General features: G+C 59.0%; 21 protein-coding genes and 4 pseudogenes. 14 read left to right on the top strand and 11 right to left on the bottom strand.

Translation table 11 applies throughout. The annotated features are described in order from the left end of the window. Window positions 1-32 precede the first annotated feature (32 nt). Entirely contained in the window at window positions 33-1,034 is a 1,002-nt protein-coding gene (locus tag BLR13_RS08020; protein WP_074825679.1) for a formate dehydrogenase subunit gamma, read from the top strand. A 122-nt stretch (window positions 1,035-1,156) separates the two neighbouring features. On the opposite strand, the gene BLR13_RS42205 is transcribed toward BLR13_RS08020, so the two are convergent. From BLR13_RS42205 to BLR13_RS42545, 4 genes and pseudogenes are all read right to left on the bottom strand, one after another. After that, window positions 1,157-1,279 (bottom strand): hypothetical protein, encoded by a 123-nt coding sequence (locus BLR13_RS42205; RefSeq protein WP_256379182.1) that lies wholly within the window; start codon window positions 1,277-1,279, stop codon window positions 1,157-1,159. 1,101 nt (window positions 1,280-2,380) lie between these two features. Continuing rightward, window positions 2,381-3,640, bottom strand: coding sequence for an epoxide hydrolase family protein (locus BLR13_RS08010; protein WP_244525118.1), 1,260 nt, complete (start codon window positions 3,638-3,640; stop codon window positions 2,381-2,383). Between the two features lie 119 nt (window positions 3,641-3,759). Further along, window positions 3,760-4,023, bottom strand: a pseudogene (locus BLR13_RS41620) (SDR family NAD(P)-dependent oxidoreductase); the annotation flags it as partial. After that, a pseudogene (locus BLR13_RS42545) lies at window positions 4,014-4,145 on the bottom strand (SDR family NAD(P)-dependent oxidoreductase); the annotation flags it as partial. The pseudogenes BLR13_RS41620 and BLR13_RS42545, both read right to left, overlap by 10 nt. A gap of 113 nt (window positions 4,146-4,258) precedes the next feature. On the opposite strand from BLR13_RS42545, the gene BLR13_RS08000 reads away from it, so the two are divergent. From BLR13_RS08000 to BLR13_RS07990, 3 genes are all read left to right on the top strand, one after another. Continuing rightward, on the top strand, window positions 4,259-4,627 hold the full coding sequence (locus BLR13_RS08000; RefSeq protein WP_079586527.1) for a hypothetical protein: 369 nt from the start codon (window positions 4,259-4,261) through the stop codon (window positions 4,625-4,627). Further along, window positions 4,605-5,249 (top strand): FMN-binding negative transcriptional regulator, encoded by a 645-nt coding sequence (locus tag BLR13_RS07995; RefSeq protein WP_074825688.1) that lies wholly within the window; start codon window positions 4,605-4,607, stop codon window positions 5,247-5,249. The genes BLR13_RS08000 and BLR13_RS07995 overlap by 23 nt, the downstream gene beginning before the upstream one ends. A 127-nt stretch (window positions 5,250-5,376) precedes the next feature. Beyond that, window positions 5,377-6,306, top strand: coding sequence for a LysR family transcriptional regulator (locus BLR13_RS07990; protein ID WP_074825691.1), 930 nt, complete (start codon window positions 5,377-5,379; stop codon window positions 6,304-6,306). On the opposite strand, the gene BLR13_RS07985 is transcribed toward BLR13_RS07990, so the two are convergent. The 4 genes and pseudogenes from BLR13_RS07985 to BLR13_RS39980 form a co-directional block, all read right to left on the bottom strand. Further along, window positions 6,212-6,754, bottom strand: a complete 543-nt coding sequence (locus BLR13_RS07985) for a hypothetical protein (RefSeq protein ID WP_074825693.1) — start codon at window positions 6,752-6,754, stop codon at window positions 6,212-6,214. The two genes, BLR13_RS07990 and BLR13_RS07985, sit on opposite strands and share 95 nt — an antisense overlap. 42 nt (window positions 6,755-6,796) lie before the next feature. Continuing rightward, a complete protein-coding gene (locus BLR13_RS07980) occupies window positions 6,797-7,123 on the bottom strand; it encodes a hypothetical protein (protein ID WP_074825694.1) in 327 nt (108 codons plus the stop codon). A gap of 63 nt (window positions 7,124-7,186) precedes the next feature. Then, the gene (locus BLR13_RS41615) at window positions 7,187-7,372 is read right to left on the bottom strand and encodes a hypothetical protein (protein WP_074825695.1); all 186 of its coding nucleotides are present in this window, start codon (window positions 7,370-7,372) and stop codon (window positions 7,187-7,189) included. A 233-nt stretch (window positions 7,373-7,605) separates the two neighbouring features. Beyond that, window positions 7,606-7,728, bottom strand: a pseudogene (locus tag BLR13_RS39980) (IS630 family transposase); the annotation flags it as partial. Here BLR13_RS39980 and BLR13_RS07970 point away from each other — a divergent pair. The 5 genes and pseudogenes from BLR13_RS07970 to BLR13_RS07955 all read left to right on the top strand — a co-directional run. Then, window positions 7,722-8,409, top strand: a pseudogene (locus tag BLR13_RS07970) (sulfite exporter TauE/SafE family protein); the annotation flags it as partial. The pseudogenes BLR13_RS39980 and BLR13_RS07970 sit on opposite strands and share 7 nt — an antisense overlap. Window positions 8,410-8,581: 172 nt before the next feature. Further along, the gene (locus BLR13_RS41045) at window positions 8,582-8,719 is read left to right on the top strand and encodes a hypothetical protein (protein WP_171944987.1); all 138 of its coding nucleotides are present in this window, start codon (window positions 8,582-8,584) and stop codon (window positions 8,717-8,719) included. A 153-nt stretch (window positions 8,720-8,872) separates the two neighbouring features. After that, on the top strand, window positions 8,873-9,034 hold the full coding sequence (locus BLR13_RS39975; RefSeq protein WP_154070857.1) for a hypothetical protein: 162 nt from the start codon (window positions 8,873-8,875) through the stop codon (window positions 9,032-9,034). A gap of 278 nt (window positions 9,035-9,312) precedes the next feature. Beyond that, on the top strand, window positions 9,313-9,489 hold the full coding sequence (locus tag BLR13_RS41325) for a hypothetical protein (protein ID WP_197679527.1): 177 nt from the start codon (window positions 9,313-9,315) through the stop codon (window positions 9,487-9,489). A gap of 627 nt (window positions 9,490-10,116) precedes the next feature. Further along, the gene (locus BLR13_RS07955; protein ID WP_074825698.1) at window positions 10,117-10,656 is read left to right on the top strand and encodes a MarR family winged helix-turn-helix transcriptional regulator; all 540 of its coding nucleotides are present in this window, start codon (window positions 10,117-10,119) and stop codon (window positions 10,654-10,656) included. A gap of 53 nt (window positions 10,657-10,709) precedes the next feature. Here BLR13_RS07955 and BLR13_RS07950 read toward each other — a convergent pair whose 3' ends face one another. Next, window positions 10,710-11,240 (bottom strand): MarR family winged helix-turn-helix transcriptional regulator, encoded by a 531-nt coding sequence (locus BLR13_RS07950; protein ID WP_079587942.1) that lies wholly within the window; start codon window positions 11,238-11,240, stop codon window positions 10,710-10,712. Between the two features lie 299 nt (window positions 11,241-11,539). Here BLR13_RS07950 and BLR13_RS07945 point away from each other — a divergent pair, with 299 nt between their 5' ends. After that, window positions 11,540-13,201: a porin gene (locus BLR13_RS07945; protein ID WP_074825700.1), complete on the top strand. Its 1,662-nt coding sequence runs from the start codon at window positions 11,540-11,542 to the stop codon at window positions 13,199-13,201. A gap of 354 nt (window positions 13,202-13,555) precedes the next feature. On the opposite strand, the gene BLR13_RS07940 is transcribed toward BLR13_RS07945, so the two are convergent. Then, complete coding sequence (locus tag BLR13_RS07940) at window positions 13,556-14,107, bottom strand: TetR family transcriptional regulator (protein WP_074825706.1); 552 nt, start codon at window positions 14,105-14,107, stop codon at window positions 13,556-13,558. A gap of 72 nt (window positions 14,108-14,179) precedes the next feature. On the opposite strand from BLR13_RS07940, the gene BLR13_RS07935 reads away from it, so the two are divergent. From BLR13_RS07935 to BLR13_RS07925, 3 genes are all read left to right on the top strand, one after another. Then, a complete protein-coding gene (locus BLR13_RS07935) occupies window positions 14,180-14,416 on the top strand; it encodes a DUF2798 domain-containing protein (protein ID WP_074825708.1) in 237 nt (78 codons plus the stop codon). A 112-nt stretch (window positions 14,417-14,528) separates the two neighbouring features. Further along, a complete protein-coding gene (locus BLR13_RS07930) occupies window positions 14,529-15,698 on the top strand; it encodes an alpha/beta hydrolase family protein (protein ID WP_074825710.1) in 1,170 nt (389 codons plus the stop codon). Next, window positions 15,685-16,152: a hypothetical protein gene (locus BLR13_RS07925; protein ID WP_143039780.1), complete on the top strand. Its 468-nt coding sequence runs from the start codon at window positions 15,685-15,687 to the stop codon at window positions 16,150-16,152. Before BLR13_RS07930 ends, BLR13_RS07925 begins: the two co-directional genes overlap by 14 nt. Before the next feature lie 274 nt (window positions 16,153-16,426). Here BLR13_RS07925 and BLR13_RS07920 read toward each other — a convergent pair whose 3' ends face one another. Beyond that, window positions 16,427-17,365 (bottom strand): SDR family NAD(P)-dependent oxidoreductase, encoded by a 939-nt coding sequence (locus tag BLR13_RS07920; RefSeq protein ID WP_074825714.1) that lies wholly within the window; start codon window positions 17,363-17,365, stop codon window positions 16,427-16,429. Window positions 17,366-17,778: 413 nt separating this feature from the next. Here BLR13_RS07920 and BLR13_RS07915 point away from each other — a divergent pair, with 413 nt between their 5' ends. Continuing rightward, complete coding sequence (locus BLR13_RS07915) at window positions 17,779-18,951, top strand: efflux RND transporter periplasmic adaptor subunit (RefSeq protein WP_074825716.1); 1,173 nt, start codon at window positions 17,779-17,781, stop codon at window positions 18,949-18,951. Window positions 18,952-18,954 lie beyond the last annotated feature (3 nt).

Below are 18,954 nucleotides of genomic sequence, written 5' to 3'. Positions count from 1 at the left end.
AGGGCGCGGCAATATCGAGGAGGAGGAGGCTGATGGCGTCTTTTGGAAGATATGTCCGCCTGGCACTCGGCGCCTGGGCGTTCGTGTTGCTCGTTGCCGTGTCGATGCCGGCGGCCGCGCAGCAGGTCAACCCGACCGCAAGCTCGGTGAAGGAGCAGCAGCTTCTCCAGGAACTCAGCCGGATCCAGGGCCGCGTCAGCATACCCGATCAGCGTTCGGGCGTGCTCGAGCAGCCGGCGGGCCGCGACTGGCGGGAATTCCGCAACGTGACGCTGCGCTGGGTCGGCGGCGTCGCCATCCTCGGCATGCTGGCACTGCTCGTCGTCTTCTACCTCAGCCGCGGCATGGTGCGGCTGCAGGGCGGCAGATCCGGCCGCACGGTGGAGCGCTTTTCTGCCTTTGAGCGCTTCGTGCACTGGATGACGGCGACCTGTTTCATCATCCTGGCGGTCTCGGGCCTGAACATCACCTTCGGCCGTCCATTGTTGCTGCCGCTGATCGGCTTCGAAGCGTTCTCCGAATGGTCGCAATGGGCGAAATATGCCCACAACTATCTGAGCTTCCCCTTCACCATCGGCGTCGTGCTGATCTTCTTAATGTGGATCGGGGGCAACATTCCAAACAAGGTGGATATCCAGTGGCTCAAGCAGGGCGGGGGCATGGTCGGCCACGATCATCCTCCGGCCTATCGATTTAATGCCGGCCAGAAGGCGGTCTACTGGATCGTCGTGATCGGCGGATCGGCGGTGGCGGTCACCGGCTATCAGCTGATGTTTCCGTTCTACGTGTCCGGCATCGAGGGCATGCAGCTCGCCCAGGTCGTGCACTCGACCGTGGCCGTACTGTTCGTCGCGGTGATGCTGGCGCACATCTACATCGGCACCATCGGCATGGAAGGTGCGTTCGAAGCCATGGGCACCGGCACCGTCGACGTGAACTGGGCAAAGGAGCACCACAGCCTGTGGTTCGAAGAGCAGAGCGCCCGAACCGGGCCCAATGACGCCCAACCGCAACCGGCGACGGCAGCGGAATAAGAGCCGGACTGCAAGACGTCGACGATCCGCCGACCGCGCCGCCCATCGCGGCGGCGGACGTTCAAGCCGCAAAAAATCTGCATCCTGCTCCGAATCTCGAAGCTGCGCTGGGCCGGATTCGATTACAGGCGGACTGCCGACGTGGAGAACGCCTGTTGAACAGGCTCTTGCAGCCCATTGAGCACCACCACGCCGGCGGACGCGATAACGATGGCAGCCGCGCAAGCCAGCACAAACGCCTTCATGGCAATCTCCCGGTACACGACGTCACCATCGCAATTATATGATGGCTGGCCGCGCGCACAACAGGGGTCGCGGGAGGCTCGCTGCGGGTTGTGTCGTCCCTGGCTATTGGGTGGAGTCCCTCGGAAAGACCAACGAGCGGTCATCGAAGTCCTGGACCGGAAGCCTGCCCAACTGATCCGTGTTTCGGATCTCTTGGACTGGGGGCATGCCTGTCCCGCCGAAGGGGAAGAGCGAGTGAGATTTGAGGACACTGGTCGCCGCACCTATCGCAACCAGGACGGCAATCACGGAAGGGACAAGGCGCGTCATGCGTCATCTCCATACGTTTCAGGTCGTCCCCCCAGACAATTGGACTAGGCCGAAATGCGCCACGGCGATGTGAATTGTCTCACACCCGCTCCGGAAGTTTTTCGATTTTGGGCGGCAAGCGCCATCTCCTTGCCATTGCGGACCCGCGTGTCAGGCGGCCTCATAATTTATGGATCTAACTTGAATATCGGGGGGTCTCGAGTTCAAATCTCCACGGCCAGCGAGTGTCGGTATCGGTGGTTGCGCATCCCAGATTTGAACCTGCGCTGGTCCCCAGCGAGGAGCCAGAGCCTCTCCGTCCTCGTCGTCTAAGGTCTCCCTGTCGTCCCGCGCGATCTCGCGATACTGCGTCCAAGGCCCGCCAGCAAGAGACCGTTGGGACAGTTGTCGTATCCGGACGCGCGGACGACAAGGCCCATAAGAGCGCTGCCGATGCGATATGGCCACCTGCCCAAACGCGCATATTCACCTCCCTGAGCATCATCGATACGCCGATAAAGCTGAAGATACTCATTGCCGTGTGTCGAGCCGGCGCTATCACGCGTTGGAATGATGAGAGTTGTGTGATGATCCTTTGCGCCATCGGCATAGCCGATCTCCCAAGGGTGCGCGATCGACCTCCGACACCGGGATGACAACGGCCTCAAGCTTCAAATCGGCTTTCCGTGCCTGCGAAGTCTTGGTTGCAGCTCCGCTCTGCTCTTGGATCGTGCTCATGTTCAACCCCTCGGCTGTTCAACTACGCCCGTCATGAAAAGCCGGTGCTGGCGGTGCATGCGCCGGCGGCTGCTCTACTGGGTTTGCCGCAGCGGCTTGAACGCAGCGCGCAGTTCGGCCGAGAAGACCTGCGGCTGTTCCCACGCCGCAAAGTGGCCGCCCTTTTCGAGCTTGTTGTAGTGAATCAGGTTCGGATAGGCGCGCTCTGCCCAGCTCCGCGGGGCTTGATAAATCTCGTCGGGGAAGGCGCTCACAGCGACGGGGATCTTGACGCCCCGGACATCAAAGAAGCCCCCTCCGGTCGAGATCTGCGTGGTGTCCCAATAGAGGCGCGCAGACGAGACCGCGGTGTTCGTCAGCCAGTAGAGCGTGACGTTGTCGAGGATGTCATCACGCGTGAGGCCCTCAGTTTCTCCGTCGAAGACACGCGCGATGAGCTTATAGCTGCGGATGTCGTGATCGATCATCCACGCGGCGAGCCCAACCGGCGAATCCGCGATGCCGTACAGGGTTTGCGGACGGTTTGACATCTCCAAGGCGTACGCAAGCCCCTTTCCGTAGAAATCGGCCAGTTGATCCCACGCTTTGCGTTCCTCCGTGGTGAGATCGGCGGGCGGCGTCTCGTGATACGCAAGCGCCTTTGAGATATTGGCCGGAACCGTGGCTGCCATGTTGGTGTGGATGCCAAGCAGTCCTGCTGGCCGCTGCAGGGCCATCACCTCCGACACAGCGTTCCCCCAGTCGCCGCCCTGTGCGACATACTTCGCGTAACCGAGGCGCTGCATCAGCGTCGCCCAAGCACGGGCGATGGTGACGGGAGTCCAGCCAGGCGCCTTCGGCTTGCCCGAGAAGCCATGGCCGGGCAACGACGGAATCACAACGTGGAAGGCGTCGGAGGCGCTGCCGCCGTGAGCGGTGGGATTGGTCAGCGGTTCGATGATCTTCAGCTGCTCGATGATCGAGCCCGGCCAGCCGTGCGTGACGATGAGCGGCAGCGCGTCTTCGTGCTTCGAGCGAACGTGAATGAAATGAATATCGAGGCCGTCGATCTCAGTGACGAATTGCGGCAGGGCGTTGAGCCGCGCCTCAACCTTGCGCCAGTCATATTCGGTTGCCCAATAGCGCGCGAGCTTTTCTGTCGTCGCAAGCTGAACGCCTTGCGACGCATCGCCGACCGTCTCCCGATCCGGCCATCGCGTCGCCAAGACGCGTCGGCGGAGATCAGAGAGTCGCTCTTCCGGCACATTGACGTGGAAGGGACGGATGGCGTCGGCGGGCGCTGCGGACAAGGGCGACGGAAGCAGGCTTGCGGTACCGGCAAGGACGATGCCCATCGCAGCCGCACCCAAAAGTCCGCGACGATCCTGGTCGATTACTTCAGTGGTTATGATGTTCTTCATGACACGCTCCTGATTTCAATAGCAATATTTGGTGTGAATACGCGGAGTGCTGGTTAGACGTTTAGGCGCTCGTGTTGGCGCACGTTGTACCGAGGCGCCGGGACTGCACTCGAAAGCTTGCCGTTCATGGTGCGGCGAGCCACCTCATAGCGATCCCATTCCGCCTGCGTGGGCAGCGAGGGAATAGTCACGGTCTCGCCGAGATCGAGGCCTGCCAATGCTGCGTCGACCATGTCGTCAGCTGACATCACGATCTCCGCGGGCAGTTGGTGAACCGGCTTGCCGGCAATGTCCCAAAATTCGATGCAAGCCGATCCATGTTGCGAGCAACCAGAATGAGGTCGTGGCCGCGCTTTGCCAGCCGGTCGGCGTAGACCGCCCCGATACCACTCGATGCGCCGGTAATGAGTGCGATGCCCTTCGTTCCTGTCGTGTTCATGTCCGTCTCCCGTGCGTTAAGCGACTACGTTGTGGAGGCTGGAGATAGACTCTGCTCAGTTATTCGGTATCTGACAAAATCGAGATGTATCCTTCCAAAAAACGGAAACAGACATGGATCGTTTTGAAGCAACGTCGACGATGCCGGCGGTTGCTGAGGCTGACAGCCTGTACGCTGCCGCGCACAAAAACGTCGCTCGCAACCATGAGCCGGACGGTCTGGGACCTCGAAGCGCAGCTTCGGACCAAGCTATTCGATCGCTCGAGGCGCGTACTAGTACCGACCGACGCGGTCGTTTCTCCGTCGCCGCGGCGAAGCGAATCCTTACCGAGGGGGCCGCCGAAACCTGCCCCTCCAGGAAAGAAAGCAACCCGTTGTCTCTCGATCTGGATAGCTACATATTGTCTCATACTGTGTGCCGGTTCTGGACTCTCTCCGGAGACGTGACGGAGAAACGCGATGTACGTGCCGCCCGCATTTAAGAACGATGATGTTGAGAGCATCCGTGCGACCATTCATGCCGCGCGCCTGGCCAATCTAGTAACGGCAACCGCTGACGGCCCGATTGCAACACCACTTCCGCTCTTTCTCGACGAAAACGAATGTGAGCACGGGGTTCTGTATGGGCACATCGCGAGGGCCAATCCGCAATGGCGTCTTCCGCCAGTTGGCGACGGTTTGGCGATCTTCATGGGGCCGGAGGCCTATGTCACACCATCCTGGTACGCAACGAAGCAGCAAACCGGAAAAGTCGTGCCTACCTGGAATTATGTCGCAGTGCATGCCTACGGCCCAGTCGAGTTTTTCCAGGAGTCCGAACGTCTGCGAGATGTGGTGACGCGCCTGACCAACAAGCATGAGCGGCCGCGGGCCAATCCATGGGTTGTTGCTGACGCGCCCGCCGATTACATCGCCGCGCAATTGCGAGGCATCGTTGGCGTGCGGATCCCAGTCGCGCGGTTTGAAGGCAAGCGCAAGATGAGCCAAAACCGTACTGAGGTTGACCGTGTCGGCGTTATGGCTGGGCTTGCGGCAAGTGAGGACCCGCAGGACCGGGAGGTTGCCACGCTCATTCAGCCTGCCGGGGCGTCACGTCGCCCGTAACGTCCATCAAGCCATTCGCCGCGCGGATTCAACGGCTACCTAGGAAGTCTCTGAAACGGTCTTACAAAAATTGCAGAGACATGGCAGAGTTGAGACCTTTCCTTCCGGATTTTGGAAGAGGTGTTCGATGGATCGGCTCGAAGCGATGTCGACCTTCCTGGCTGTGGTGGAGGCCGGCAGCCTGTCGGCTGCGGCGCGTCAAATGAGGACGCCGCTCACAACGGTCAGCCGCAAGGTTTCAGAGCTTGAGTCGCATCTGCGGATCAAGCTGTTCAACCGGTCGAGCCGTCAGTTGGCGCTCACGGATGCAGGCAGCTCCTATCTGGCTGCCTGCAAACGTATCCTCGCGGACGTAACCGAGGCCGAGCGTATGGCGTCTGGCGAATATACCGCGCCAACGGGCGAGCTGACGGTGACGGCTCCGGTTAGCCTTGGGCGTACGCACCTCATCCCCATCCTGGCGGACTTTCTCAAGACCTACCCTGATATCAAGACCAGTTTGATCCTGACCGATCGTGTGCTGAGCCTGTTTCAAGAGCAGGTCGACGTAGGCTTGCGCATCGGCACGCTGCCGGACAGCAGCCTGATAGCGGTGAGGGTGGGGACGACACGGCCCGTGGTTTGCGCCAGTCCTGCTTACCTCGCGGCTCGCGGAACACCGCGCACGCCAGATGATCTGGCCGGCCACGACTGCATCAGCTATCCGGCTATTGCGTCGCCCGATGTTTGGACATTGGTGGTCGGCAAGACGCCCGTCGCGGTGCCAATGCACCCGCGGCTCATTGTTAGTAACACCGAGGCTGCCTGTGACGCGGCGTGTGCGGGCATCGGAATTACGGTCGCCCTCTCGCACCACTTCCACGCGGCACTGAGGTGCGGGTCTTTGATAACTCTGCTGGATGAGTTCCAACCGCCGACATTGCCGGTCAACCTGGTCTACACAGCCGATCGGTTTTTGCCGATCAAGGTGCGCGCCTTTCTCGATTTCGCGGCGCCACGGCTAAAGCGGGTCCTCGCGGAGCTAAAGACGCCTGATCGCCAGACTGAACGCGCTTGACCGAAGAACTGTTTCGGGCCTCAATTGCCTTTACCGATTTTTCAAACGCGCTCTCCAACACGCGCCGGCCGATGGTGCCTAGTACGAAGCCGAGTAGCCGCCCTTTGAAATTCTTGCCATCGCGCACCACGGCGACGTCAATGTCGGTAGTGCCGTCGGGACGGCGCGTGAAAGTGTACGTATGACCTGAAGCGCCTCCCCAGACATTGGAGTCGGTCGTCGTGAGTACAACGTGGTTGGGATCGGACCAATCGTAGTGCAGGCGTTCCCAAATGCCGGTTGAACCTTCAGTGACGTCGGCGTGCGAAGGGCCGCTGTGATGCACCTTGAGGTACTCATCGGCGCTGTTACCGAAGAGCTTCGAACGGCCGGGCCCGAAGTCGATGAGTCCGGCGATGTACTGTTCGCGCGTTAAAGTGGTCGTTCGATGGAGGCGGATCGTCGACATGCGTGGCTTCCCTATTCCATAGCTACACTGGTTGACCAAGATTCAGTCCAAGGCCTCGTTATCCTTCCGGACAAGGACGCTGTCGCCCTGCCGGCTGATTTCCAGCCTGCTCGCATGATTGGCCGTCGAGAGAACCACACGCTGGCCCGGCGCAAGAACAGACACGACGCGGATCGGCGTTCCGGCCTCACCTTGCGCGAGGGTTGTGACGACGTGAAACCCATCCCGCTCGACCGTGTAGTAAGCGACGCCCGAGACCTCCCCAAGGTCGATGCTCTTGGCCTCGACCGGACGCAGACCATCGGCGCGGGTAGCCCCCAGGGAGGCCAAGGCGAATGCAGTAGCGAAAAGAATGTTGCGGATTGACATGATGATCTCCTCTGAGATGCGACAGAAAGCGCAGACGTTTGAGACGTGCGGCGATGCTCTTGATTACGGACGAACCTCGTCGCGACCAGCACCGGCTCCAGGTACCAGATGAGTTATTCGTGTCTCGTCGGGCTCCTCGCTGATCGATTCAGACGGCGGGAAAACGCCGTCGTAAATCGCACGAGCTTCTCGGATCAGGCGGAGTCGTTCGCGCTCGGCCTTTGAAATGAATCGGATTACCTCACCCATCTTCGCCTCCTACTGCCAATTGCCGCGCTCTGGCGGCGTCTCGGCCAGGAGATGGGGCGAGGACCATGCGTCAACAGGCGCGCAAATCGGAAAGAGCCCTTCCAAATTGTGGAAAGCCCAGGCCGAAGTTTCGGTCAGGCTGAAACAGCGCAAGCGTTCTAGGCTGGCGCGGCCCGATTTCCACGCCGCGTACCAGCCGGTGAATCGCCCGCTGTCACGCGGGCCTCGAGCTACCTGACGGAGGTATGAACACCTCGCTGGATCTGCCTTCTGGTGAGTTCAGCGAGCCAGCGTTCAATTTGATTGATCCATGATGCGGAAGTCGGCGTGAAGTGGACATGGTAATGCGGCCGGCGGTGGCGGATTTTTCATCGTCGGCATTCCGCTATTGTCGTTGGTGATGGACCCGGTCACCGCCGGCGGTCTGCTCGCGCCCTTGTTCATCGCGATGGATCTCTTCGCGCTGCGTTACTGGAAGCCTTCGACCTGGTCGAAGCCTGACCTTGTGTGCTGTTGCCGGGACTCGTGATCGGCATCGGGTCTGGCTACCTGGTGTTCCGCTTCCTCGACCACCGCGCGATCGCCATTGTGACGGCGGCGGTCACTTTGATCTTTGTCGGCCTATGGCTGGTTGCAGGCGCGGAGGTTGCTACTGGTCCGCGGTCGACGCCGAAGGCGATCACGGCCGGTCTTGCCTCGGGAATAACCAGCATGGTGGCGCATTCGGGCGGACCGCCCCTTGCGATGTATCTGCTGCCCTCGGCCTCAGCAAGGAAATCTACGCCGGAACGACGAGCCTGTTCTTCACAGTCGGCAACGCGACCAAGGCGGTGCCATGGCTGCTGCTGGTCAAACCGACCGCCGGCGCCTGGACATTGATGGCGATTTGCCTGTTCGCCATTCCCGGCGGCGTAGGGCTGGGTTGGCGACTTCACGGCTCGCTGGACCAGCGTCAGGTTTATCGTGTCTGCTATGGACTGCTGGTCGTGACGGCATTGAAGTTACTGTGGGACGGCGTTTCAGGCTATCTCGCTTGAGTGAGCGGGACTTCGGATACCCGGATGCGTCCATCTGTATCCAAAACGTCGGGGCCTTTCAGACTTCGGAAGGATTGCTTCCAAAATCCATAGGGTGGCAAGGCGGACTCTCTTCTCCATCTCATAAGGGCGTCCTACGAAGTTAGTACGCCAACCCATCAGGAGAAGTTCAATGACGAAAAGGACCAACTCTTATCGCCACAAACTGGTGCACGACGCCGGCGCTGACTTTGTCGCTTATCAACGCAACTCAGGCGAAGGCGTCTGGCAGACGGTCTCAGTTTGGATGATCCCACAACAGGTTTTTTGAAAATAGATGACAAGGAGGCCGCCCCCGAAGAAAAAGCCCTTCGCCCAACGCTTCGATAATTTCATTGCAACAGGCGTGAAGCACGTGAGCGCTGGAGGATAGCTGGGATTTGTTCGACCACGTTTTTGTGGAAACAGAGAAAGGATAGCACCAATGGACTTTGCCTACTTTGAAGCCGTTATGGCGTTCTTCGGCCTTGCGTCCATCGTGATCGGCTCGTTCGCCGATCGCCTTACGGGGCATATGCTCCGAGAGCCGCAGGCTACATCAACCGAACGCCCGCGCCGACACTCACAGCAAATGATGACGAAGTGACAGCAATTCGAGCCCTTCTCGCCTTCACACAATAGGAGGAATCACAATGCATCCCTTACGCAAACTACGGGAATCTGGTAACGCTACACCCGCTCAGGTGAGCGCGCTCCTTGCCGAAAACATCGTATTCAAGAGCCCGATCCTGGTACGGCTCGATCGAGGGGCGTGACGTCATCGCGGCGATATTCGCCCAGTCGAGCTCGACGCGTGGTTCCGGTGCCTATACGGCCGAGTTCAAGCTCGATGGGCGTACCACCTTCTTGCGATGGGAGGGGACCATGGACGGCCACAAGATCGAGAGCTTGGAGGTCATCGTGGACAACGAGCAGGGGCTGATAGTGGAGCGCACGATTGCCCTTCGACCGTATCCGGCGGTGAAACTGTTCCGCGACGCCATGTATGCATCGCTCAAGGATAAGCTGCCGCCTGATGTTTGGGACTACGCAACGCCGTAGTGTGAACACCACGGAGCGTTCTGCTCGTTACCTGAAGGCGGCTTCGGCGCGGACTCGTCCCGCGCGCCTTGACCGTGCTGGGGCTCGTGTCATTTGGAACCCTTCCTGAGAAATGACCTTGGAGGGCTGGATGGAGTCGCAGGCAACGTCAGCAGTTGGCGCTGAAGAGGGCTCACTCCAATGGAATCAGTTAGCTCACTGATAAGGTTTGGTCGCAATTGGAGAAGGATGGACGCTCGGTCGAACTCGCAGTCTCGGCCCCAATGATCGTCAGTGTGCTAGGGTCCCACTTGACCGGCGAAGGCGAACGCAGGCGGTCTCGCTCCCCAACCTGGCTGATAATCTGGCGCTCGTCCATGAATTCGTCTTCGATTGGCTGCGCCATAAGATGAAGGTGGAGCAACCTCATCCGATGAGATCGGTCAGGCATTAAGACTGCGGTATGCCGCGGCGAGAGCTGATCGCGCGGTCGATAGGCTGGCTGACTGCTTCAAATTCGTCTGCATCTGCTCCTGCCGGTCGCTTCTCAATCCTTTCGTAATTTAATGATTAAAGGCGATTGAGTTAGTCAATTAATTAAGGCATATACTTGACTGACGTCGACTTGGCGGTTGCGGGAATACGGCGATGGCGGAAAACCTGAATGGCAGGGCTCGGACCAAGAAGAACCCCTTGAGCCCTGATCGGAGGTTTTCCCAACTGATATATGATCTCACTTACGTTCGAGAGCTTAGCGATGCGGTTCACCGCCAACTGGCCTCGGAGCTGGATCTTACCGCGCCTCAATTCAATGTTCTGCTGGTCATTGCCGAACACGCTGGAGCGGGAGGGATATCCGTAATAGACATTGCGGACTATCTTCATGTAACGGGACCATTTGTCACTCACGAGTGCAACAAGCTTGAACTAAAGAAAATGGTCATAAAGACTCCCAATCCAGATGACGGGCGAAGTGTGCTTTTGAGGCCAAGCGCTGAAGGTGAGAATAAATTACGTGGCATCTCCGGTAAGATGCAATCTTGTGCCGATCGGTTCCTCGATGGCGTCACGAGGGAAGAGCTTCGTAAGCTAACGATGACGCTCGGAAAGCTTATTCGAGGCGGCCAGGAAGCGATGGTAGAAACCACCCGACCGCGCAAGGCCCTGCGCTTTTGGCGCAGCGGATGACCGAAAGGTAAGGTCGTTCGCGTCGGCTTCCCTGAAACGGCGCAATCTGAAACTCAGAATTCGGCTGCGATTTTGGACGTCGCCCTCTGCAACTTCTCCTTCAGAGAAGCAATTTTCTCCACCATATCCGCAAGCGCGCGGCCGTCCATCTCCGCGAATATGAACTTGTTCAACAACTCTTGCTTCGATGTAAGCGACCCGATCTGCCGCAGCGCCTTGTCCGACAGAGACAGCAGGATGACGCGGGCATCTTCGCTCGATTCCAGCCTTCGGATCAGTCCTGCCCGTTCTAATAGCTTGGTCTGGGTCGTAATGAAGGAAGGATCAATATGAAGCAGCTTCGACACGTCCTTTCCAGATACGCCTTGGCCCCGGTCGAGTTCGGAGAGCGCCATCATAATCATCCACTGCGGGCCGCTGACACCCAGGCTCTTGGCCCAAAATTGGCGGATCTCGTCCAAGTGCACATTGATGGAGGCTAGATCCAACAGGAATCGGCGGACTATGTCCTCCTGTCGTCGGTTTTCCGGCTTTCCGTCGGATACGACAGCCGTCCGGCGAGCCAACCTCGTACCCTTGCCCATTTCAAGTCTCTCCATGTTCTTGGTTCATTAATTATATCAATTGATTGCGTGCGCATAGAGCGCCGTTGTCGCGGGTGTGGCTTCCGAACAACAATTGGCGTCCAATATTTAATTGAGTAACTCAATGGTGTTGATTATGTGAGCTACTTCTGCATTGTGTGCGTGGCGTTGGTTACTCCAGCGCCCCGCACAAGCGAGCAGTTCGGCCCACACAGGCTTAGCGGCGAGCAGCGGTTAGGGGGAGCGAACCGCGGAGACATTCGGCGGATCTTGGGCCCTGTTTCCAACTGGAGGTTTGAATGAACTCTATCAAGAGCCTTATTCTCGGCTCAGCGGCGTGTCTGATCGTCGTGAGCGGAACTCAGGCAGCCGATCTTCCCGTAAAGGCCAAAGCGGTCGAATACGTGAGGGTTTGCTCGCTATACGGTGCGGGCTTCTACTACATGCCGGGCACTGACACCTGCATCAAGTTCGGCGGATATCTACGCGCCGACGTAACCGTCAACGGCGGAATTTACGACGGTCCGTTCTGGAACGGCGAGGGCGCAATTCGCGACCGTTATGCGAACTTCTACAACGATCGCTCGCGTATGGCTCTGACCGTCGACACGCGGACCGCCACCGAATACGGCGTCCTTCGCACTTTTGGGCAGGCCGATTTCCAGTTCAGCACCTATGGTTCGACCAGCTCCCTCGGTATTGCGGCGAGTGTCAACCCGGGAGGTACCGCGGGCTTGGTGAACAATGATCAAGCCGGCGCTGGGTACACCGCCGTCGAGTTTCTTTTCATCCAGTTTGCAGGGTTTACGTTCGGCAAATCCGTGTCGGCATTCGCGTCGCCCTGGAATGGATATCCAGGCAATAACACGTCGTACCTGATCGGTGGGTACGATTCCGTGACTGGTATCAACAACGTTCAGTACACTTGGCAGTTTGGCAACGGTGTATCCGCTACCCTCGGTATCGACGATAGCAGCGCGAACCAACTCAACCGGACCCAAATCATCAACGCGATCGGCGGGGCGCCTGGAGGCAATATTGGGTTCAATGGCGGCGCAAGCTCCTTCCAGACAGGTGTTGGCACCGCTTACGGCGGCACGAGTGTGCCGGACTTCGTAGGCAATGTCAGGGTAGACCAAGCATGGGGCCTGTTCCAACTGTCCGGCGCGATCCATGACAACCATGCCGGATATTTCGCGAACGCCAACATTGTCGGAACCACCTTCAACGGCGCTGTTTCACAAGCAGGCGCGATTACGAGCGGCCATCCGGACGACAAGTTCGGTGGTGCTGTTTCGGCTGCGTTGAACATCAAGAACCTCCCGACCGGAGCGGGAGACGACCTCAAGGTCGACGCGACCTGGTCCTTGGGTGCGACAAAGTACGTACTCGCAACCAGTGCGCCGACTCCTGCTTCCTTCGACATCTACGATGGCAACAGGTTCGCGATGGGCGTGACGACGGATTCCATTTATTCCGGCGCAAGCGCGGCAAACGGCAACGGGATCACGCAACTGCAATTGACGCGGGGTTGGGGCTTCCGCGGGGCATTCACTCACAACTGGGATGCTAACTGGTCATCGAGCTTGTTCGGGGGCATCGCCGGAGTCAGCTACAATCAAACGGCAAAGCAGCTCTACTGCAACACATATGTAGCTAACGCCGGTGTCGCGATTCGCGGCGGCGGCGTGACCAGCGGCGGGGGCACCGGCGGTGCCTTTGGCGTTGGTTCAGTTTGCGATCCTGGCTTTACTGTTTCGCAAATCGGTCTGGTCACTCGCTGGACGCCAGTTAAGAATCTGACGTTCAGTGCTGAAGCGATGTACGCCTACCTGAAGACCAATATGGAGGGTAACATTACAGGTACTCCGTCGTCAGCTTTGCCACTTCCGACCGCAACCTACGTGTTCGGAAGTAACGGGACTGCATCGCTCAATCTTCGCGTTCAGCGCAATTTTTGATCCAAAACCATAGCGCTTGTCACCCCCGGCCGCAAAGCCGGGGGTATTTATTTGACTAAATCAATTGTTGCAATAAATTGACTGTTGTGTAAAATGACGTCGCGTGGCTTGGCCCAAACGGTTGGGGCCCGCGTTATACGAACAGGGGAGATCATCTAGGACCTATCTTCATTTTCTACCTCCAAAACCTCCGGCAATGCCCTGCCGGAGGTTTTTCATTCAGGAAAGCTGCGACCATCTTGCCGCCGACGCATTCGCCCGGCCGAACGTGGGCACCGCTCGCAAGTTCGACCCCGCTCGCAATCCCGCAATTCGCATTTTGCTGCGACACGCTGCGTTCGTCGATGGCAGCGACTATTTCTCCCGACGCGCGCTTTCGAGCAGCGTCATGCAAGCCTCGAGACAGGCTGCGGCGATCGCCCGGCCAAGGGGACTCGGCTTCTTGTTCAGCAGCCTATGCATCACCACGCCGTGCAGCATCATCATGACCGGATACGCGATGTGCGCGGCCCGGCTTTCATCGACACCGGCGCGCACGATATGTGTGGTGTATCGTTCGATCTCACCTCTCTGCGCATCTCCTTTGACACGCTCCATCCAGCCGCGCCCGTAGAGCAATTCATAATCGCGGGGGTGGTTGGTGCCGAACTCGAGATGTCGTGCGCAGGTATCCTGGAAGTCGCGCGACTTTGCGAGGTGGGCCGAGAAGCGCTGAAAGGCGAGCGCGCGCAACGCCGTCAGCAGCGCCTCCCGGTCGGCGTAGTAGCTATAGACCGTCGGCGTCGTGGTGGCCGCTTCCGCCGCCACGCCGCGGATCGTCACGGCGTCCTCGCCGCCCGACTGCCACAGGGCGTCGGCGGCCTTCAAGATCCTGTGAGGTAGCTCCGGATCGGCAATTCGCGGCATCGGTCCTCTTGCTTTTACGCTGTATAAGTTTTACGTTGTGTAAATAATAACCCCGTTCTCAGGAGCAAGCAAATGGCCCTTTCCCCGAAACTGATCGGACCCGCTATCGCCTTGATCACCGGCCTGATCACCTCGACGAGCATGTCGTTCGTCGGTCTCGCCATGAACTATGGCTTCCAGCCGGATTTCGCCATGCGCTGGTTGAGGGCCGCAATAACGAGCTATGTCGTGGTCGTGCCGATGTTAGTGATCGTCGTGCCGCGGATCCAGCGCTTCGTCATGCGGCAGGCCGGGTTGCCTGCGCGCTAAGGTCAGGTCGCAGCATAAAAAAGAAACCCCGGCGCAAGCTGGGGCCGATTCGCGATCGCCCCGGGTCGTACCCCGGATTAATACTTGCCCACCGAGCCGTTGTGTGAACCGGATGGATGCGTCCTTTCCTGAGATGCTGGAATGGGGGTGGCGCCCCTGGCCTGACAGCGAGGAGTATTCCTACTTCTTCATGCGCGTGCTGGCGACCGCACAAGGTGGCGCGGCCTCTATCTCTGAATGTATCTCAGCTTCAAAAAATATCGTGCCCGGGGACGGCGCGAGCTGGTTTCGTGCATGGAACCGACTAGCTGAGACCAACCGAGCCCGCGCTGACCAGGCGTTCGAACGCGGAAGCCTTCAGGCCGCCGCCTCAAATTGGTTAAGGGCATCGAACTACCATAGAACTTCCGAACTCTTTCTATCGGCGGAAGACGGAAAGAGGAGAGCTGCAATCCTCGATATGCGCAAATGTGCGCAGTCATATCTGGGGAATTCGTTTCCCAAAGGTGAGATATTGCAGATGCCTTTCGGAAAACGCACGATGGAAGCGTACTATCTGCGCGCGAACGGAATAGCGCCGCAGCCGGTTGTAGTTTGCGTAGGTGGCGCGGATGATTTCAAGGAAGACCTGCTATGCTCGGTTCCACGAATTGCATCCGAGAGCGGCTATTCTGTTCTGCTCGTCGATGTCATCGGTTCGGGAACAGGTATTAGGGATGCGAACGGAATTGAACCGGTCGTCGAGGTCGAGGATGTGATCGGCCATTGGATCGATCATCTTTGGGACCGATCCGACGTGGACGGTTCGAGATTGGCCGTATACGGAATTGGATTAGGCGGAGCCTATGCAACCCGATGTGCCTCGCGCGACCGCCGTATTGCTGCTGCAGTGTGCGATGGTGGCTTATGGGACTACCGCGAGCGCATGTTCGTGGAGAGACGGCTGAGGAAACTCGATGATACGCTTATCGATTCTCGGCTAACCGCGCGACTTATGCTCGCTGGGCCGCTACAGACCATAGACTGTCCTTACCTCGTTACAATGGGAGCTCAAGACAGATCAGGCGTCCAGGATGCTTCGGCTCTCCTCGATGCTGCGCGTAGCGCAGGACTAGCCGCTCATTTGAAGGTGTTTGCACCGGAGGAAACGGGCTCGTTTCCGGACCACGTTGATAACCCGGCTTTGGTTCACGAATACGTTTTTGACTGGTTGCGAGAAGCGATGCAGCTGACGAGGACCCGAGACGTCAGGATCGACGGTCAGTCCGATGAGACGTATTAGGGAAGGACGGGTATTGCTAGCGTGCTTCGCTCTGGTGCTTTCATTGAGCGGCTGTGGAGAAGCCGACCAGGCAGCGGAACACCAATGTCGTTCTTTGGATGCCCGCAGTTCGGTACTTAAGATACTTTCCGACGATGAATATAACGCGCTGGTGACGTTTGCTCTCAAAAACTCGAGTTCGCTTGACGCAACGATGCGTGCTGAGAACTCGGAGAGTGAAAAATTGGAAATTTTGGCCCGTGCAAGAAAAAGCGCGGTTTACAGCCTGGGTGGCACGATACTCCTGAAGTCAATGGACAAAGCAGCGCGAGAGGTGACTTGCATTGGAGTATTGTCCGTTACCGTTTTGGATACGAGGGCGGAAAAAGAAATAGAATTCAGAGTGAAGCAAACGGCCGACAGCACGCCACTCGTTTCGGTCAACCCTTTTCGTTTCAAGGTACAACCGTTCTAAAAAACCCGGACTCTTCGGTTTGCTTGGCCGTCTGCTGCACTCTTAAAAACACCTGCCGCAGCGAGCGCAGAAGCGGAGCTTACGTCATCGCCACATGGTGGCGCTGCAGAGCCTGCGCGCCCGCCGCCTTCGGCTCATCGAGCGTTTTCTTCCCGTTCACTACCGCTTCCAAAGCGTGGCGCCCACGTGGATCCGCGTGCCGGACCGACCTGCCGCAGCGTACCATCCGAGCACCTCGACGTTCCGAATCTGCCCCTTGGAGGTGCTGAGCGTCTCAGGATTGCGCCGGCCCACGCCGCGTGAACGCAGCGGCATGAAGTTTCACGAAATCGCGCATGCTCGTCGGTTCCTTACCGGTGAGCTTGTACATCGTGTCCGTCATGCGGTCGTAACGCCCCTGCTTGTTCAATTCCGTCATGGCCGAGAGATGGCTGACGACGTGCTCGGGAAACCGCGCCTGCCGAAGGCCTTCGCTCCATGCCGGGAGTGGGACGTCACGATACCGGATGGGCCTGCCGAGCGCCTCGGAGATGACACGCGCATAGTGGTCCAGATCGGCTGATTCCGGCCCCGTCAGATCGTAGACTTGTCCGATATGGGGTGCGGGGTCGTCGAGGATAGCAGCTACCGCACGCGCCACGTCGACCGCCGAGATCGGCGAGGTCTTGCCGCTACCCATCGGCAGCGCCAATGCGTCGGAGGCCCGCACGCCGGCGGCGGCGAGCGTAAGAAAGAAGCCCTCAAGGAAGACGGTCGGCCGCACCGTGACGACCGGCAGTCCTGACCAGGACAGAGCCTGCTCCGCCAGCCAGTGCAGCTTGTGCTGCGGGCTGTTGGTGGTCTCGCTGATGCTCATCTGCGAGACCGTCATCTGCGACATGTTCACAAAGGCTTCGACGCCGTGATGGCGCGCCACCGCGGCGGTGTTGATCGTGGCTTCCAAGTAGGCCGCAGAGACAGACATTCCGAAATAGATGCGCGCACAGCCCTCGATGGCGCGATGCATCGACGCAAGGTCTGTGAGGTCGCCCTGCACGACCTCCGCACCGAGCGATCGTAAAGCTTCGGCGCGCTCGTCCTCACGCCGAACGAGGGCGCGCACCTTGTGCCCCTTTGCGAGCAGGAATTCAGTGAGGTTGCGGCCGATGCCGCCCACGGCGCCGGCCGCTCCGGTTACGAGAATCGGGTTGTCGTGTTTAGGTTTCGTGTTCATGTCGTTCTCCTTCGGTTAAGTTCAAACCAGGGTTACGTTCAAAAGGACCGACCGACCACGCGCCGCCTAACGCGGATGCCGCTGATTTTTGAGGTGGGCTGAGAGCGCTGAACGGCAAGCGCGCAACGTCTCCCGGTTGGCAAAATAGCGGTAGGCGATCGGCGCCGCGGTGCTTCCGCGGCCACGTCGTGGATCGTCACAATCTCCTTGCTGCTTGGCCCCCTTGGCGTCGGTCTTCAAGATCCCGTGAGGATCTCCAGAACGTTGGTTCGCGGCATCGGGCCCCTTGCTTTTACGATGTATAAGTTTTACATCGTGTAAGTAATAATTCCGTTCTCAGAGAAGCGCAAGCGAACGGATAACAACTAAACGTTATCGAGCACGTCAGCCTCTCTCACGACAGGATCACTGGGATGAACCATCGTAAATTATTGATTGCGGGCCTGTTTGCCTCCTGGCTTGCGGCAGCCGGGATCTTTCTGTGGTACGAAGGCATTCCTTTCAGCATCGTCAAACCGACTTCGAGCGCCGTGCCTGCGCGGCCAGTGTCCGTCTCGGCTGACGTGGTGAAGGAACATGAATTCGCGATTTCGCGGGTGGGGCTCGGCACGGTCCAGGCTTACAACACCGTGACCTTAAAAGTGCGCGTCGATGGCGAGGTAAAAAAGATCGCCTTTCGCGAGGGCCAGGATGTACAGGCCGGTGACTTGATAGCGCAGATCGATCCGCGCCCTTACGAGGCGCAACTGCATCAGGCCGAGGCCGACAAGGCGCGCGACGAAGCGCTACTCGCCAATGCCAAGCTCGATCTTGACCGTTACAGCAAACTCGCGGTCAAGGAGTTCGCCACCCGCCAGAGCGTCGATACCCAAGAAGCGCTGGTCGCGCAGTATCAAGCTGCGATCGCCCATGATCTGGCGGTGATCGACAACGCGCGCGTGCAGCTAGGCTATACAACGATCGTCTCGCCGCTCGCTGGCCGCACCGGCATACGCCTGATCGATCAAGGCAACATTGTTCACGCCTCCGATTCCGGAGGACTCGTCGTTGTCACGCAAATGGCGCCGATCAGCGTGATTTTCGCTTTGCCGCAGAAGTATCTTCCCGAGATCATCGATGCGATGCGGGGCGGAACGCTCGTCGTGTCGGCATATGATCAGGACGACCGCGTCAAGCTTGGCGAAGGCCGTCTCGAACTGATCGACAACCAGATCGATCAGGGCACAGGCTCGATCCGGCTCAAGGCGATCTTTCAAAATCGTGACGGGCAGCTTTGGCCCGGCCAATTCGTCAGCGCCCATTTGCTGCTCGGCGTCCGCCGCGGACCGATAGTGCCGGATGCCGCGCTGCAATCAGGACCCAACGGCAGCTACGCTTACGTTGCCCGGCGGGACTCCACGGTTGAAATCCGCCCCGTGCGGATCGCTGCCAGCCGCAACGGCGAGGCGCTGATCGAGAGCGGCCTCGCTGCGGGTGAAACCATCGTCATCGACGGCCACTACAAGCTCCGGCCCGGTACGCGCATCGTGGCTGCGGCCCTTCCAGCGAGCGGACGCACTGCCTCCACGGCGCAGGGTCCAAAATAAAGA

This window comes from Bradyrhizobium ottawaense, assembly GCF_900099825.1.
Classification (GTDB): Bacteria; Pseudomonadota; Alphaproteobacteria; order Rhizobiales; family Xanthobacteraceae; genus Bradyrhizobium; species Bradyrhizobium ottawaense_A.
The sequence above is the reverse complement of the archived record's forward strand: the minus strand, read 5'-3'. Positions and strand labels throughout refer to the sequence as shown.